At 52.9% G+C, this 14,866-nt stretch carries 28 protein-coding genes; 19 read left to right on the top strand and 9 right to left on the bottom strand.

Annotation, left to right across the window (positions count from 1 at the left end):
* Positions 1–2 precede the first annotated feature (2 nt).
* The 7 genes from LAD35_RS06820 to LAD35_RS06790 form a co-directional block, all read right to left on the bottom strand.
* Positions 3–764 carry a hypothetical protein gene (locus tag LAD35_RS06820; RefSeq protein ID WP_224151950.1) on the bottom strand — a complete coding sequence of 254 codons (762 nt, stop codon included), beginning with the start codon at positions 762–764 and terminating at the stop codon, positions 3–5.
* Positions 757–930: a hypothetical protein gene (locus LAD35_RS06815; protein ID WP_224151949.1), complete on the bottom strand. Its 174-nt coding sequence runs from the start codon at positions 928–930 to the stop codon at positions 757–759. The genes LAD35_RS06820 and LAD35_RS06815 overlap by 8 nt, the downstream gene beginning before the upstream one ends.
* Positions 927–1,199, bottom strand: coding sequence for a winged helix-turn-helix domain-containing protein (locus LAD35_RS06810; RefSeq protein WP_224151948.1), 273 nt, complete (start codon positions 1,197–1,199; stop codon positions 927–929). The genes LAD35_RS06815 and LAD35_RS06810 overlap by 4 nt, the downstream gene beginning before the upstream one ends.
* Complete coding sequence (locus LAD35_RS06805) at positions 1,196–1,369, bottom strand: hypothetical protein (RefSeq protein ID WP_224151947.1); 174 nt, start codon at positions 1,367–1,369, stop codon at positions 1,196–1,198. The genes LAD35_RS06810 and LAD35_RS06805 overlap by 4 nt, the downstream gene beginning before the upstream one ends.
* Before the next feature lie 235 nt (positions 1,370–1,604).
* Positions 1,605–1,811, bottom strand: a complete 207-nt coding sequence (locus LAD35_RS06800; protein WP_184711156.1) for a hypothetical protein — start codon at positions 1,809–1,811, stop codon at positions 1,605–1,607.
* Between the two features lie 45 nt (positions 1,812–1,856).
* Positions 1,857–2,084: a hypothetical protein gene (locus LAD35_RS06795; RefSeq protein WP_224151946.1), complete on the bottom strand. Its 228-nt coding sequence runs from the start codon at positions 2,082–2,084 to the stop codon at positions 1,857–1,859.
* Between the two features lie 23 nt (positions 2,085–2,107).
* Positions 2,108–2,350 carry a transcriptional regulator gene (locus tag LAD35_RS06790; RefSeq protein ID WP_224152606.1) on the bottom strand — a complete coding sequence of 81 codons (243 nt, stop codon included), beginning with the start codon at positions 2,348–2,350 and terminating at the stop codon, positions 2,108–2,110.
* A gap of 85 nt (positions 2,351–2,435) precedes the next feature.
* On the opposite strand from LAD35_RS06790, the gene LAD35_RS06785 reads away from it, so the two are divergent.
* The 8 genes from LAD35_RS06785 to LAD35_RS06750 all read left to right on the top strand — a co-directional run bounded on the left by LAD35_RS06785 (position 2,436) and on the right by LAD35_RS06750 (position 8,025).
* Positions 2,436–3,176, top strand: a complete 741-nt coding sequence (locus LAD35_RS06785) for a S24 family peptidase (protein ID WP_224151945.1) — start codon at positions 2,436–2,438, stop codon at positions 3,174–3,176.
* Positions 3,177–3,194: 18 nt separating this feature from the next.
* Entirely contained in the window at positions 3,195–4,145 is a 951-nt protein-coding gene (locus LAD35_RS06780) for a hypothetical protein (RefSeq protein ID WP_224151944.1), read from the top strand.
* A gap of 100 nt (positions 4,146–4,245) precedes the next feature.
* Positions 4,246–4,497 (top strand): hypothetical protein, encoded by a 252-nt coding sequence (locus tag LAD35_RS06775; RefSeq protein WP_224151943.1) that lies wholly within the window; start codon positions 4,246–4,248, stop codon positions 4,495–4,497.
* Positions 4,498–4,767, top strand: a complete 270-nt coding sequence (locus LAD35_RS06770) for a hypothetical protein (RefSeq protein WP_224151942.1) — start codon at positions 4,498–4,500, stop codon at positions 4,765–4,767.
* A 63-nt stretch (positions 4,768–4,830) separates the two neighbouring features.
* On the top strand, positions 4,831–5,433 hold the full coding sequence (locus LAD35_RS06765) for a DUF2059 domain-containing protein (protein ID WP_224151941.1): 603 nt from the start codon (positions 4,831–4,833) through the stop codon (positions 5,431–5,433).
* A gap of 192 nt (positions 5,434–5,625) precedes the next feature.
* Positions 5,626–6,252: a type II toxin-antitoxin system toxin DNA ADP-ribosyl transferase DarT gene (darT, locus tag LAD35_RS06760; protein WP_224151940.1), complete on the top strand. Its 627-nt coding sequence runs from the start codon at positions 5,626–5,628 to the stop codon at positions 6,250–6,252.
* Positions 6,252–7,322, top strand: coding sequence for a type II toxin-antitoxin system antitoxin DNA ADP-ribosyl glycohydrolase DarG (darG, locus tag LAD35_RS06755; RefSeq protein ID WP_224151939.1), 1,071 nt, complete (start codon positions 6,252–6,254; stop codon positions 7,320–7,322). The genes darT and darG overlap by 1 nt, the downstream gene beginning before the upstream one ends.
* Before the next feature lie 211 nt (positions 7,323–7,533).
* Positions 7,534–8,025, top strand: coding sequence for a GNAT family N-acetyltransferase (locus tag LAD35_RS06750; RefSeq protein WP_224151938.1), 492 nt, complete (start codon positions 7,534–7,536; stop codon positions 8,023–8,025).
* Between the two features lie 840 nt (positions 8,026–8,865).
* Here LAD35_RS06750 and LAD35_RS06745 read toward each other — a convergent pair.
* Positions 8,866–9,153: a hypothetical protein gene (locus LAD35_RS06745; RefSeq protein ID WP_224151937.1), complete on the bottom strand. Its 288-nt coding sequence runs from the start codon at positions 9,151–9,153 to the stop codon at positions 8,866–8,868.
* 158 nt (positions 9,154–9,311) lie between these two features.
* On the opposite strand from LAD35_RS06745, the gene LAD35_RS06740 reads away from it, so the two are divergent.
* The 10 genes from LAD35_RS06740 (at position 9,312) to LAD35_RS06700 (ending at position 13,100) form a co-directional block, all read left to right on the top strand.
* Positions 9,312–9,626 (top strand): hypothetical protein, encoded by a 315-nt coding sequence (locus LAD35_RS06740; protein ID WP_224151936.1) that lies wholly within the window; start codon positions 9,312–9,314, stop codon positions 9,624–9,626.
* Between the two features lie 519 nt (positions 9,627–10,145).
* Positions 10,146–10,466, top strand: coding sequence for a hypothetical protein (locus LAD35_RS06735; protein ID WP_224151935.1), 321 nt, complete (start codon positions 10,146–10,148; stop codon positions 10,464–10,466).
* Positions 10,466–10,663 carry a hypothetical protein gene (locus LAD35_RS06730; protein ID WP_224151934.1) on the top strand — a complete coding sequence of 66 codons (198 nt, stop codon included), beginning with the start codon at positions 10,466–10,468 and terminating at the stop codon, positions 10,661–10,663. The genes LAD35_RS06735 and LAD35_RS06730 overlap by 1 nt, the downstream gene beginning before the upstream one ends.
* Entirely contained in the window at positions 10,653–11,018 is a 366-nt protein-coding gene (locus LAD35_RS06725) for a hypothetical protein (protein WP_224151933.1), read from the top strand. The genes LAD35_RS06730 and LAD35_RS06725 overlap by 11 nt, the downstream gene beginning before the upstream one ends.
* A 1-nt stretch (position 11,019) precedes the next feature.
* A complete protein-coding gene (locus LAD35_RS06720; protein WP_224151932.1) occupies positions 11,020–11,235 on the top strand; it encodes a hypothetical protein in 216 nt (71 codons plus the stop codon).
* The gene (locus LAD35_RS22275) at positions 11,232–11,366 is read left to right on the top strand and encodes a hypothetical protein (protein ID WP_263434669.1); all 135 of its coding nucleotides are present in this window, start codon (positions 11,232–11,234) and stop codon (positions 11,364–11,366) included. Before LAD35_RS06720 ends, LAD35_RS22275 begins: the two co-directional genes overlap by 4 nt.
* Positions 11,367–11,380: 14 nt before the next feature.
* Entirely contained in the window at positions 11,381–11,530 is a 150-nt protein-coding gene (locus LAD35_RS06715) for a hypothetical protein (protein ID WP_224151931.1), read from the top strand.
* 115 nt (positions 11,531–11,645) lie between these two features.
* The gene (locus LAD35_RS06710) at positions 11,646–12,164 is read left to right on the top strand and encodes a hypothetical protein (protein ID WP_224151930.1); all 519 of its coding nucleotides are present in this window, start codon (positions 11,646–11,648) and stop codon (positions 12,162–12,164) included.
* Positions 12,151–12,765 carry a YqaJ viral recombinase family protein gene (locus tag LAD35_RS06705; RefSeq protein ID WP_224151929.1) on the top strand — a complete coding sequence of 205 codons (615 nt, stop codon included), beginning with the start codon at positions 12,151–12,153 and terminating at the stop codon, positions 12,763–12,765. Before LAD35_RS06710 ends, LAD35_RS06705 begins: the two co-directional genes overlap by 14 nt.
* Positions 12,766–12,806: 41 nt before the next feature.
* The gene (locus tag LAD35_RS06700) at positions 12,807–13,100 is read left to right on the top strand and encodes a hypothetical protein (protein ID WP_224151928.1); all 294 of its coding nucleotides are present in this window, start codon (positions 12,807–12,809) and stop codon (positions 13,098–13,100) included.
* 245 nt (positions 13,101–13,345) lie between these two features.
* On the opposite strand, the gene LAD35_RS06695 is transcribed toward LAD35_RS06700, so the two are convergent.
* A complete protein-coding gene (locus LAD35_RS06695) occupies positions 13,346–13,603 on the bottom strand; it encodes a hypothetical protein (protein WP_224151927.1) in 258 nt (85 codons plus the stop codon).
* Positions 13,604–13,881: 278 nt separating this feature from the next.
* Between LAD35_RS06695 and LAD35_RS06690 the strand changes: the two genes are divergently transcribed.
* A complete protein-coding gene (locus LAD35_RS06690) occupies positions 13,882–14,865 on the top strand; it encodes a hypothetical protein (RefSeq protein WP_224151926.1) in 984 nt (327 codons plus the stop codon).
* Position 14,866: the final 1 nt, after the last annotated feature.

Genomic DNA, 14,866 nt, shown 5'->3' with positions numbered 1-14,866 from the left:
ATTCATACGAAAGCCCCCATTCCGCCGCCTTGCGGCTTGCGAGGCAGGACACCTCCGCGCTGGTTTCGCACCCAGTTTCGCCAGGTTGCTTGCCAGTCCAGCTTTCGGCCATCCTTTCCAGGCTTTGCAATCCAGTGATCACGGAACACGTTGGCTACCGCTAGCGCATCCAGATCGGGTCGCTCCTTTTCTGCCCACAACTTCCAGTCATCAGGAAGAATCCAGTCAGCGCGAAGCGATGTTGCCCGTGGCGACTTCGCAGAAGGAGCATCTACATGTTCCTGTTCCTGTTCCTGTTCCTGGCTTCCATGGGGCTTGGAAGGGCCTTCCGAGGGGCTTGCTTCTTCACCAGCTTTTGGCAGATGAAACGCTACTGAATAGATAGCAAAGAATGCAGCCTTCAAAGTGGCGGAAGTGATGTTTTGCCATTCACGCTCAACACCCTTGCATCGCTTGTCTGCTGGGGCCAGTGCATCGCCGATCTGGAATGCAGCCATGCGATGGACAAAAACAGTCTCAGAAGCCTCTTCATAGGTGCAAAAACCGCACTCAATTAGGCTTGCAAGGGCCTTGGAAGCCCCTTCGAAGCCAAGTCCGGTTTCATGGCCCATGTAGAGGACTGGGCAGTGGAAGACACCAATCATGTTGGCGTGTGGGCAGGTCATCAGATACAGGGCCAGCACCTGCGCAGCAGCATTGCCGCGCAAAGCCTTGCCGGTATCTCCGATCCAGAACTTGGGCGAGACAACGCCGTAATCACGCATTCGCTGGCCCCTTGTCAAATGGCTTCAACATCTTTAGAATCCGCTTCATCACTTTGTTGAGATAAATGGCTTTGTCCCGGTTGCCGCCGAGATAAGCCGCTACAGATAAATCGCCTGCACGCTTTGCAAGAAGTCGCAGGCGTTTTTCTTTTGTGTCGTCGTTCATGTGGCCTCCCATACGCGGTATCCGTCACGGATAAGGTCATGGCCTTCAAACTGCAAAACACGCACCTGGCGCTCACGCTCTAGTTCGGGCAGACGGCGACAGACCTGCTCTACCGACATTCCCGTGATCTGGGCAATCTCTCCTGCAGTCAGAGCCTTCTCGTCATTCAGCGCAGCGAGAATTCGGGGGTAGTGCTTGCCAGCAAAACGAGCAGCACGCTCACCAGCCATCACGCTAGTAATTGGGTCGTTTACTCGGACGTTGTTCATCTCAGTGCTCCTTTCAAAATTCGTTGGGTCTTGAGGGTTGATTCCTGGGCCTTAGCCCCGCTTTCGATGTAGTAGCCGTGGTATCGAGGGTTGCGGTCTACTGTCTTGAGGATTCGAGGTGGCTTGAAGTGGGTGGCGATTGATTCGTTACGCTTGGTGAAGGCATTCATCACAAATCCGTTACGCGAAAGTGTTTGGAAGGGTGCGTCTCTTTGGGAAAGGCACTACGGGAGCAGCAGACAGTCGAGGGATGACATACCTGCGCTGGATCTCTGACGAGACGAGACGGCTCACTAGTTCGCTGACAGTCACCCCTTGGGCGGCTGCTTCTGCCTCTAGTGCGGATAGTTCATTGCCTGCAAATGTGGTGTCATGGGTTGGATGCACTGGAGAGTTCCTGGTGGGTTACGCATGTGCGTGTCGCTTTTCTTCGCTCACCACGGCAGACTTGGAACCATGCAAAAGCTTCAAACCCTCGATAGCCAGCTCTCGCATGAGAACGGACGGCTGGGTGCCGTTCAACTCGGCAACCGCCTCAACCAGACGACGCTCTGCAGGGGTGAGCGACAAATTGAATCGTTCACTACGAATGTGGACGGGGTTCGCATACATGGTGTGTTCTTCCTTTCTCTTAAAAAACACGAAGTTGAAATTGGGTTAAGCAATAGCGGCGAGCGCCGCTTTGCGCATGGAATGGATCGACTCGTCGGGCAAAGCCAGATACAGACTTCGATGGACGAAGTTCACGAAGACACGCATGTCGCCCTCTTCGGGTTTGCCGCCCGTCAGGTCAGCGCCATAGAGTCGGTCGAATTCGGCGATGAGTTCAGGGGTGTCCAGGGCCACTGCGACACAGGCATCAAATGCAGGGTCTGCGTATGCCATCGGAAGTGGGAGGCGTGATGCAGTCATGCCACCTCCTTTTGCTTGGGGGTGAGTTCGGGCCAGATCAGCTGCCAGTCGTTGGGCTTCAAGTCAATGCGCGAAACCGCGCCGCCAGTGGCCGCTTCGATAGCTACACAGCGCTCGATGGGGACCGGGCGCTCTCCAGCTGCCCACCTAGACAAATCTGGAGCGTGCGCGCCAATCGTTCTAGCCAGGGATGTCAAACCGCCCCGTCCTTGAGTCTTGATGTAGTCTGATAGCGTCATGCGAATCAGTTTAGCGTAACGCAAAACAAATAGCAATAGCGTTACGCACATAGACATCTTTAGCGTTGTGCTATGAAATTAAAGAATGCGTGATATAGACCAAATCCGGCGAGACAACCTGAAGACTCTTGAAGAAGAGTCCAATGGGGCATCTGCCGCTGCTAAGCTCCTGGACATGTCCCCTGCTCAGTTCACCAATCTCAGGGTTGGGGCCAAAGACTCGAAGACAGGCAAGCCACGAGGAATGCGCAAGGAAACTGCTCGCCGCATTGAGTCCGCTTTTGGAAAGCCTATGGGCTGGCTGGATCAGGACCATTCAGGCAATGTTGAATTGCAGAGCATTGCCCCTGCCCCGCATGAGGATCCTTCTGGGAATGGAGACCTCGTCATTACAGAATTTGACGCTGGTGGAGGGATGGGGAGCCGCGGCCGACTTCTTCTGAAGGATCAACCTGGCGTGATTCGTAGTTGGAACGTTAGTGCTGATTGGCTCCACTTGAATGTACCTTCGTACAGTTCGCTGAAGAATCTTTGCATCGTCACGGGCTTCGGGCCAAGCATGAGGCCAATGTTTAACCCCGGAGATCCTCTACTAGTGGATCGGGGGGTGCGCACCGTCAATCATGAAGGAATCTACTTCTTCCGAGTGGGCGACGAAGGCTTCATCAAAATTGTTCAGCGCGTTCCTGAATTTGAAGGCCCAGGATTCGTCTACCGAATTATTTCCAAAAACCCAGACTATCCACCCTACGACATTTCAGCGAAGAATCAGCACTTCCAAGTGATTGGGAAGGTGCTAACTGTATGGCGAAGTGAACAGTTCTAATATCTATTGCGAGGGGTTATGAAGAAGGTTGTAATTGCTTTGGCTGCTATAGCCGCTTTATCAGGGTGCGCCGCCAATTACAATGGCGGCATATCAATTGCTGAACAAAAGAGGATTGAGGCTGAGGTGGAGGCGACAAGAAACGCTGCTGAAGCTAAGTTTCCACTGTATGTGCAGGCATGCAAAAATGAGTTTCCCGATGCTTGGGGCACTCATAATGATGGCATCCAAAATCTCTCTGGACAGTATGCAGTGAACGTTGCCCTGATATCTAAGGGTCAAAAAATCGTTTGCTCAGTTGGGAGAGATACGCTTCAAGTAGAGCGAGTTTTCACTGGAGCAAGGACACTGACTCTTAGTGAATACAAAGCGGAATTAGAAAAAAATCCAAAGACGCTCGCGAGGCCGGTAAATGAAGCATATATTGAGCCTGACCCACCTGAGAACGATCCTCGCCTTTCATATAAGAATGTGAGAATTGGCGATTCAATAGCGCGCTTTAAATTTAAGATACCGCTCTATGCCTGTCGCGAGTCCGCTTGTTCGTTTTTCCAATCATCTTGCGAAAGCAGCTTCTCTTCAGCCCCTAGAGCCTCATCCGCAGAGTGCGCACTAGGCACATCTTATGGCGGGGCAGCGCCCAAATATGGGTATGCAACTTTCTCCGAGGGAAAGCTTTCATCAGTTTCATTGACTATCAGCACGGACCAAATGGCTGTGCTCGACGCGACCCTTACACAAAAGTATGGGAAGCCGGACAAGATTGACTCTACACCATTCATGAACAAGATGGGCAACAGCATTCCCAATGCAGAGAAGACGTGGATTGTTGAGGGCGAGAAATTGGTCCTGACTTACCGCTCATCTGTGGTAGATGAGGGGAAAGTGGAAATATCAGGAAGAGTCGCAGATGCTCAACGGAAGGAAGATTTCGAGAAGCGGCTTAAAGCCAACACTAAAGACTTTTAATTGCTCTCCGCCAACAGCTGTAAGCTACCGTAAGGATTGGGTCGATAGAATGTTGTTTTTTGTTACAGCAAGCCGATGCGCGGCTGCTTAAGGAGGCAACATGTATTTCATGGGGATTGTTTCGATCATCGGAGCTTTGGTTGGAGGGCTCACTCTTATTTTGGGATTCATGGGCGCGAAGAGTGCTCCACAAGAGGCAGCTGCAGCCGCTATGGCTGTAGCTTTTGCAGTAGTGCCATATGTAATCTTTCGGGTGCTGCAGCTTTCAAAGCAGATGAAAGACAGCGAGTCCATTCGGTACTCTCTCGATGCCATCAATCGCCGAGATGAAGCTAACCAACGCCCTCAGTAAATGCTCCCCACCCTCCGCATAGAGAAGATAGACCAAGGCGAGTACCACGGCAGGATCTTGGATGGTCGGGAGCTGCTTGGGGAGGTGTGGCAGTCAACCATTGCTGATGTGATCGGAGAGACTGCCAGGCACTACCAGCCAGCACCGAAGGCGTTCAATGTGTACTACGGGCCTGTGAGTGTCGGAACAACACTACGAGAGGCCATGCTCTATGACGCAGAGACGCTGGCTCAGAGGTTGGTGAGGCTGGAGGGAACAGTAGCCCCCTAAAGCAGGAAAGCCCCTGCGACTGGAGTATCGCAAGGGCTCTCAGATGAATCGTTGAGTGCTCCCGTGGACTCGGCGAAGATGATCACAGTGCATTCAAATCTATTGTCCATGTGCACTTTGGCCTTAACTCAGCAGGATTTCTTTATGCTTCGCTTACCGCTAGTCTTTGCAATTCTCTTCATGGCGGTAAGCGCAAAAGCAGCCAGCGCCCACGAGGACTCGGCCAGGCAGTTCGTGGATCTACTGAGATACGAAGATCAATACAGCAAGTACCACGATGCCTGCATTCAAACGCATCGCGCTGTCTCACCTCACACGCTTGTTGCGCAGAATCCAAACTATTTCAGAGGCATTCGCCCTGGCGATAAGCAATGGCCAGCCATTGTTGCTGCCTATGAAGAGTACTTCCTAGAGGCCTGCTCGAGACCTACCAAGAGCGAATTTCTTGAAGTCCTGTCAGCGTCATATGCCAAGATGCTTTCCTCGCAGCAATTGCAGGATGCCATAGCCTTCTACTCATCCGGCACGGGTCAGGCACTCGTGTCAGCGAACACATTCGCTACAGCGGAAGTTTATAGAGTTTGGCCTGAAATCAATGGGAAGCACCTTGCTAAGGTCACTGCTCGATTTCAAGCCAAAATTGATCGGTTGGCTCAGTCGAAATGAATTCCCTTGAAACCATGGTAGACATTCTTGCGGCCCTACCTTTGCGTTCGTTGCCTTGATGCTGCTCTGGGTGGGGCTGTTCTGTGCGCTTAGGCTGGGGTGGATATAAGGGGGCGGGGTTGAAGGATGGCGGTGTTGGATCGCCTTTTCCCTGCTTAGCTAAAGGAACTAGACGCTGTACATTAAAAATCTATGACTAAAAACATTGAAACCACATGGATCTATCACATTACAGATGTAGCGAACTTGCCCGCAATCATAAATCAGGGGGGATTATATTCAGATATATCAATGCGAGAAATGGGTGGCCCTCAAAGTGATATTGGTTACTCACACATAAAAGAGAGGCGTGCAAAAGAAATAAAAGTAGATTGCTGCGGCAATAAATTCGTTGGCGAATTTGTACCATTTTATTATTCCCCTAGATCAATTATGCTTTTCATAGTTAATCAAGGAGAAACGGGGAAGCCTAGGGGGCATCAGAGCGAAGTGGTACATCTTGTTTCAAGTGTAGCCTCTGCCATAAGCGGCAAATCCCAATGGGCAATTTCAGATGGAAATGCAGGCTCGCATGCGGCGCAGTTTAGTAATAGTCTGCAGAGCCTGGATAGTTTGAACTGGGATGCGATTCAAGCCAGATACTGGAGCGATGTCACTTTCGAAAAACAAGCTGAATTTCTAGTTGCTGATTTTTTCCCGCTTATTGCATTTAAGGGCATTGGCTGCTATAATGACGACGTAACTCGTCGAGTTCAGTCGATGTTAAACGCATCAGGTCATTCAATTCCTGTAGCAACAAAGCGTGATTGGTACTACTGATGATTGAAATCACCAATGGTAATTTGCTAGAAGCTCCAGTTAGCGCCCTCGTGAACACAGTAAACACCGAAGGCGTAATGGGCAAAGGTATAGCTTTGCAATTTCGGAATATGTTTCCGGATATGTTCAAGGACTATGCAGCCGCTTGCAAAGCTGGACATGTCGAGCTTGGGAAAATGCATATTTATCATGTATCAAGTTTCGGCGAAGGACCTGAGTGGATAATTAATTTTCCGACAAAAGGAAAGTGGAGATCAAAAAGTAAAGTTTCAGACATAGAAGCTGGACTAGATGATCTTGTGATTAACATCAAAAGACTTAATATCCAATCTATTGCAGTCCCTCCACTCGGATGTGGCAACGGAGGTTTGGATTGGTCTGTTGTTCTTCCAATTATCGAAGATAAGCTAAAGTCCGTCCAAAATGTTCGCGTTCTGGTTTATCCACCGAGTGGAGCCCCAGATGCCAAGGATATGCCAAACATGACAGAGAAGCCTAAATTAAGTGTAGCAATGGCTACATTAATTATGATGCTTAGCAAGTATCGAGAGGGGCTGATGGATCCATTCATTACTGTACTAGAAGCACAGAAATTAATGTATTTTCTACAAGAAGCCGGTGAGAATCTAAGATTAAACTATAAAAAGCATTATTACGGTCCTTATGCATTAAATCTACGCCATGTTCTTAATCGTATGGAGAAGCATTATATCGAGGGATTTGGCGATGGAGACGACAAGCCATCTAAGCCACTTTTTTTACTAGAGGGGGCGACCGAGGAATCTGCAGATCTACTAAAGCAACACTCTGATGTTGCTGCACGCGTAAAGCGTGTAGAAATGCTCATTGATGGATTCGAAGACACCTATGGCATGGAATTACTCAGCTCCGTCCATTGGGTGATGTGCCGCGTCCCGCATGCTGACGAATCAGTCAGCATTGCAGTTAAAGCAATACAAGAGTGGAATCTTCGAAAAAGCCAGACCATGAAGCCTGCTCACATTGAAAAGGCATGGAATAGATTACATTCACAAAGGTGGCATTCAGAAGCTAGGAGTGCACCTCATTAATACACATCAAGCCGCCGCCTGGTGGCTTTTCTTTTGCCTACAAGCCGCCGATTCTGTAGGCTGACAACTCCCGGTGAAGTGACCTAGAATGAGGACTCTTCATGGATAGGACTTTGGCCCGCCTCGCGCGGGCTTTTTGCTAAGTCGACCAAGCTTCACCGCCCCTGGCAGCTCTGGATATAGCGATAAGAGATCACACTGATATAGAACAATGGACCTAGAGTTCAAGCGACTCACCGAAGCCAGTCTGCAAGACATCATCTCGCTCAACAACCACCCTGACGTGTTGCGCCAAATGCCCCTTGGCAGCCCAGATTTTGACGAAGTGAAGGCGAAGGAATGGGTGAAGCAGAAGGATGCCCAGTGGGAGCAGCACGGGTATGGCCCGTGGGCATTCTTCATCGATCATCAGTTTGCAGGCTGGGGCGGATTGCAGTACGAGGAAGGCGATGCTGATCTCGCACTGGTACTTCACCCGCACTTCTGGGGAAGCGGCAAAGCTATCTACGAAGAGATCATCAAACGCGCATTCACAACCATGGGGTTGGATTTCATAACCATTCTTCTGCCGCTCTCAAGAACAAGAATCAAAGGGGTAGGAAGACTGGGATTTCAGCCGGATGGCGAGGTGGAGTTCGATGGCGTTCGCTTCAAGCGTTTTCGCCTTTTTGCGCCCGCTTCTCCAGAGTGTTCCTGCTCTTGACCCATCTCAAAGCGCCCTCCCCACTAGTGCCCTACCATCTCCTTGCCTCTGGGAGCGGAGGCACCATGGCACTATGCTGTAGGTGCTTAGCCCGCTGATGCGGGCTTTTTTTGCTTTGGCCTTACCATCCCCTATCATGAACGCCACAGAACAGCTTGAACCAATCACTGCCACCAAGCGCATGGCAGAGATCCGTGTCGCATGGCGAATTGCAGGAAGATTTGACCAAATGGGGCACCCGGTCTACGCGGGCCTGTGGCATCCAGACAATGCATATAACCGCTGCATGCTTGAGACTCTCGTAGAGGTTGGCAATGAGGTGTATGGGGCCGGATCGCATTGGCTCGAAGAACGGGAAGCCTAGACACTCTGCGTCAGCACCGCACAACCGCCTCCGGGCGGTTTTTTGCTGGCTGGGTTGGGGCTGCACACACCCTACACACCACATTTTCCTGCTTCGCCGAGTCGGCGATTGCGAGCGAACAGAAACTTTCGCGCCAATTTCGCGTTACGCTATTGACATACATTTTGCGTAACGCTAATATTCACCCATCGCAGCAACAACCACGAAACGACCGAAGGGGTAGCGATCCGGCCCCTGAACCGACTCGATGCAAGAGGAAGGTCTAGCTCCAGTGGAGCGCAGTGGGAGTTGCAGCGATAGCGAAGTGCAGTGATAGACAGCGCGGAGCTAACCGCTATGACCCGAGGGCGACCCATGCTCCGGCGAGTGCGAAGGGTGGAGGATTGGCTACCGCAATAGGCCAAGTGCTGGGACCGCTTCGGCGGGTATAGATCAGCCAACCCCGGTTAGGCCGGGGGAGAAAACCAAAGCGCTTTTCAGTGAGTGCTTTGGTCTTCTAGTCTGCCTCTGCGCTTCCAAGCGGCATCTGCGACAAGCATTCGGTTAATTGCTTTCGTGAGCGACAGCAATGCAATGCTCCAGTACATCCATGCAGGCAGAAACAGCGCAGTGGCAACTGCCGAGAGAAAGATCGCGATGTATGGCCAAGACAGGAACACCAAATACAGGTTGCGCGAACGGCTTCGAATGGCCCAACGAAGTACCTTCTTGGTCATAGCAGGAGCCTGGAGCGTGGACTTCTTTTTGAAGCCTGCTGCTGCCATAGCTCTGTACTTGAACCTGTTGGTACTAGTTGTGATCATTGCTGCACTCGCGCTCCAGAAGGCGTTGATGTGCAAATGGTAGCAGCCCCCCCAAGTAACCCCCAAGCGCCCTACTCAGGGCGTTTTCAATTTTTGCGCACAGGCGCGGAAGGATGAAGATGGAAGCGAAACATACGCCGGGGCCATGGCGCTTCGAGGAATTTGAACTGTATCAAGGTGCAGGCTTGCGCTTCAACATATCGCAAGCAGAAGGCGCAACATACACCCCTCATTACTCAGATGTGGCCCAAACGATCTCAGGCGAAGAATTGAGCATTCAGGAGGCAAACGCCCGCCTGATTGCTGCAGCCCCTGAACTGCTGGCTGCGCTGCAGTTCTACGCAAACCCTGAGGTCTACAAACCAGATTCAGTCGGTCGCACAACAGATCTAACGTGGGTAGCCCAAGAAGCCATCGCCAAGGCAACCACATAAGCTACCCAAGAGCATCATTTCAGATGATTTGATGCTTTTGGTACTCATATCCTCGAAAGAGGGTCATCATTTGAGCGGCGGGGCGCGTATAGGAACGGCACGGCTGCTGCAGCAGATCGCTGGAATAACCACCAGCCCGCTCAAATGATGGTGAATGCGCAGTTGCGATGCGCAGGCGAAGAGTCGATGGTTGCTGAAGAAGTCGGGCTGTAAGACACAGCTGCGTAAATATCCGGTAAGCCCGAAGCAACCAATAAACCGCGTGTACTTCTTATCCCGCTTCGGCGGTGGCAGCTAAGGCGCGGCATAGACAAGCAGGAGATCGCTACCTGCCACCATCTCCTATTCATAGATGTTGCCAATCCTGGCGAATCTATTCACCAATCTATTCATATTGACCGCAAGCCACTGATCTGCAAAGCAATCTGGCTTGGACTATCTATTCACTAACCACACTCCAGCACTACCACGCTGGATTCGCCCGCTACATGCGGGCTTTTTTATTCCTGGGAGATTGAAATGAACGGATTTTCTGACGCTCACTATTCCCGCCTTGCTTCTGCCCACAAAGCAGGCGTTGACCGACAAGACGCGCGGGCAGCTTGGCTGGAAAAGCAGCGCTCCAGCAATTCAATCTTCGACCAGCGCTTCAACAGCGTGCACCAGGAAGCATTCAAAAACTTCGATCCCGACACTCTCGGCGCGATCTTCTGCCTGCTCAAAGCGAGCAAGCCCCTTGAGGCTGGCGAAATGCTGCGCGATTACCTCCGTGAAGTCATGCAGGACGAGTGTGATGACATTTTGGAAGCAGAGGCAGAGGAAGCCGGGAGGGACTGGTGATGGAACACACCAATGCGCCCTACCTGCGGGCCCTAGCGAGCGGCCAGCAAGTGCTGGTGAAACCGCCCTATGACGACGAGTTCATACCACTCTTCGATGCATCCAGCACTGCTCTGGCAGCACTCCTGCGGCCCAGCACGATCGTGAACCCCGGGATCTGGGAATTCAAAGTTAAGGGGATTGAAGATGACGAGTGAGAAGCTGAAACCAACGCCGGGGCCTTGGATTGCTGATGACAACGAAGGATTCAGCCCTTGGACCATATGGTCGCGCATGACCCCATCAGGCAATGGAGCGCCCGGGCCGGTGATTGCACGAATTGAAGGCGACAGCGCAGAAGCGGATGACAGCGCAACCCTCATCGCCGAGGCCGGAACAGTTTTTCACGAGTGCGGCCTGAGCCCTCGGGAGCTGCTGGAGGGGTACAGGGAACTGCGGAAGACTCTTCAAGACTTGGAGGCTTCATATCAGTTCCTCAAACCGGCCGGACACCAAGACTCGGACACGCAAAAGAGCGCCCGAGCTGCACTCGCCACATACAAGGAGGTGTGAGATGACTCTACTTGAGATTTTGGCGCGCGACTGGCCGTATTGGAAGGGTAAGAGTCGCGCCTACCAAGACAAAGACGGCGACCTGATTGCCAGCAACGGCTACTGCTTCCGTCATGTCTGCGGGCATGCTGAGATTGCAAGCGACCGTGCTACAGCAATCGTTACTGAGCAGAAATGGGCAACCAAGCGGGCACAGATGAGGAGAGCTAAATCATGAACTACTACGAGATTTGGATCAACGATGCAACCCTCGCTAAAGTGCCTTGCATCGATCGATGGGAGGCATATGACCTCGTACTCAGCATGAACCTGGGCGAACGCTCCAAGGTGAAGATCATCCAGCTTTGACAACGGGAGGCATCATGGAAACCCCAATGCTCACCATGCCCAACCGCCCTCTTTGCCCACTGCCAGGACAGAAGGCCAACCGCTACACCCCGGCTGTAGCAACCGACATCCGCAAGACATTCGACAAGTACCGGCGCCTGATCGCGCTGCAGAACAAACAATGATCTACCAACCATTCCAACTAGGGCGGCCTCGTAAGCCGCCCTTTCTATTTCTACTCGCCACTGCCCTACTGATTGTGTGCGTGGCGCAGGCAAGGCTGGCAAGTTAAGGAAGCATATGAGCGAGAAAACCCATTATCGGAAAGCCTTCGACTCCCCCTACCTGAGTAGCGCTGACATCGTAGAGCCAACCGTTCTCACTGTGGCCCGCGTATCCCTGGAGGCGGACAAGACAAAGAAGACCAAGGATCTCTTCAACACGGCCTTCTTTGCCGAGCGCGATCTGCGCCCGGGCGAGAAGCTTAAGCCAATGATCCTGAATGCCACCAACAGCAAGACTATGCGTCAGTTGACCGGGTCGCCATTCATTGACGACTGGCAGAACATCAGGATCACGGTCTATGTGGATCACAACGTACGCTTTGGCAAAGAATCGGTAGAGGGCTTGCGCATCAGCCCATTCACTCCCGAGAAAAAGGTTCTGACTCCAGCCAATGCGAAGGGCTGGGAGAATGCCAAAACAGCATATCGCCGAGACGGACACCTAGGTCAAGTGCTTGCCCGTGTTGATATGAGCGCGGAGCACCAGGAACAGATTGCGCGTGAATGTGCGGAGCAAGCCGATGCAGTTTCATGATGTGCAGCAGAACACCGAGGCTTGGTTAGCCCTCCGTCTCGGCAAAGCCACCTGCTCTAGCTTTGGCCTCTTCATGGCGAATGATGGCAAAGCCTTCGGTGAACCCGCTAAAAAATATGCTCTGCAGATTGCTTTGGAAATCGATACCGGGCGCAAGGCCGAGTACAGCTTCTCCAGCGAGCACACCGAGCGCGGCCATGAGCAAGAGCCGATTGCCCGCATGCTCTACGAGGAGGAGAACTTCGTCAGCGTAGGCAATGGAGGCTTTTTTGACTGGGGGGACTATGGCGACTCTCCAGACGGGCTGGTCGGGGATGATGGAGTCGTTGAAATCAAGTCGGTTACCGCGGCAGTCCACTACGCCACCTTGATGCGCCAGTCATTTGACCCGGCTTACCGCTGGCAGCTCATTGGCCATCTTGACTGCACCACCCGTGACTGGGTGGACTTCATCAGCTACTGCGGCGAGTTCAAAGAGGGCAAGCAGCTCATCGTGCACCGACTGCACCGCAGTGACTACACCGCAGATATCGAGCGCCTCAGGCAGCGCCGAGCAGACTTCATCGGACTCGTCCACCAAATCCTGAACAACATCCGTTAATCAACACCCTCCGGGAAGGCTGGAGGGAAGAAAGGCAAACCATGACTGGATACGACAACACCAACCGCGGCGTTATGTTCGTGAACGACCGCAAGCAAGAAGGCGATCGCAAACCTGATCGCACTGGCACACTGAATGTGGAAGGGGTGGAATACTTCGTCGACGGCTGGATCAAGCAATCACAGAACGGCAATCCATTTCTCAGCCTCTCTTTGAAGCGCAAGGACAAGCAACCAGGCGGCAACCACGAACGGCCAGGCCAACACAGCCGTACTGCAGCACCCCAACAGACATCACGAGACGACTACGGCGATGACAGCGATGTGCCATTTTGAAGCACGGAGAGTGTGTAGGAATTAGCCGACATCAACATTGGAAAACTCAGCACATATGCGAGTTTTTTGATTTGGCAAACTGCAGTCCATCCAGGATCAATTAACAATTAAACGTTTGTTAATCATGGAGTTAGGTTTCTCAGCCGACCTCATATCACTCCTCCTTTTTCCAGTTCCTGAACTTTCGTGAGAGTCGGCCTTTTTATTCCACACCCCGCACTGCCGGGGTGTTTCTTTTTCCAGCTTCAGGCCTGCAGAGGAACCCGCGTCCCATCCTTTGCAACCAGCGCATTGCTCTCTCCGACTACGAGTTTGACGCCGTGGAACTCGTTGAAGTCATTGCCTTCAAGCGGCTTCAGTCCAACAGACTTCCTGATCAGAGTCCGGCCTGCATTCAAGTCATCAAGGGCAATCTTGGTCAGTTCAAAGCACTGCGGATAGGCATTGCCGTTGGCTTTCCAGTGCTCACGTAGAGCGCCAAGCATCGAGTCGTAGAGGGTCATAGCCCGCTAGTCTACCGCCCACAGTGGGCACCTATTCGCAGCCCGCCCTGAGCAATCACGGCGGGCTCTTCATTTTGGAGCCCACCATGGCTGAACCTACCCCATCCTCCGCGCCCCTTAATGCATTTGAAAAGTGGTATTCGGATTACCACAACGACGCTTGTGATAACCACGGCGGCATTGACTGCACAAATCCAAAAGGGATAGCAGAAGACGCTTGGGATGCATGTACTTCCCACTTGGCCTCCCAGGCCGTGGCAGCACAGGCGCCCGCAGCGATGGCTGTGCATGATCAGCGTGAGGCCTTTGCCTTGGAGATACGCAAGCACTGCCCGCATGCAAGCCTGGAGTGTCATGACGGACAGTACGCCAGCCCGTGGGTGCAGGCCGCCTGGACTGGCTTCTCGCTGCACGCCGCCATTGCCGCCACCCCAGCACTTCCAGCTACCGAGGGTTCCTCGGCAGGTGACCTGGCGGAGCCAGATGTGCGCGATGTTGAGATAGTTGGATTGACTGCTTCCATCGGTCACCTTTCCTCTCTGATCGACTGGCAGCAAGCCGCTCTGATGCGCGCCAAAGATGCAATGTCGGCTCTGCACAGCGCAGCAGAGCCTATCAATGAGTCTCAAGGGGACCTTGATGCGCGCATCCCAGAATCTGCCTTCGCTCAGTTTGTAGATGAACATGCTGCACTGATGTACGCGATTGCAAACAGCCCAGTTACACCACCCCAGACAGAGGTGCAGGCCGAGCCGGTGGCGTGGCGTTACAAGAGGCATGGAGACAGCTTTGGCGACTTCTGGTTCAAGCCAGCCGGGCAATCTGCAGATGATCTACGCATTGGCCGGGAAGATGGGGTGGTGCTTGCGCCTTGTCCAGATCACTTCGACTGGACGCCGCTCTACACAGCACCCCAGGCCCAGCCCGCTGATGCGCTGGATGCGGCACCAGCAGCGCCTGCAGCAGACGCGCTGCTTGAGGCGCTGGAATCCATGGTCGATGTGTGCGAGTCGCTCGACTTCGACGGCGCACCAAGCGATGCGTCAATGATCAAAGCACGCGCAGCTATTGCAGCCTACCGTGCCACACCGGCAGCCGCAAACGCAAAGCCCGCCGATGCGCTACTGCTGCATGCGCTTGAATTGGCATGCGATCACATCGACATGGACTCGCTTCGCATCAGCCACTGCAAAGACGCAGCTGCAATCGACGCCGCCATGGCTGCAGCCCAGGAAGGCGGCAATGCCGCGAAGGGGATGTGAC

Origin of the sequence: Comamonas odontotermitis, from assembly GCF_020080045.1 — a bacterium.
In the GTDB taxonomy this organism is placed as follows: domain Bacteria; phylum Pseudomonadota; class Gammaproteobacteria; order Burkholderiales; family Burkholderiaceae_C; genus Comamonas; species Comamonas odontotermitis.
The sequence above is the reverse complement of the archived record's forward strand: the minus strand, read 5'-3'. Positions and strand labels throughout refer to the sequence as shown.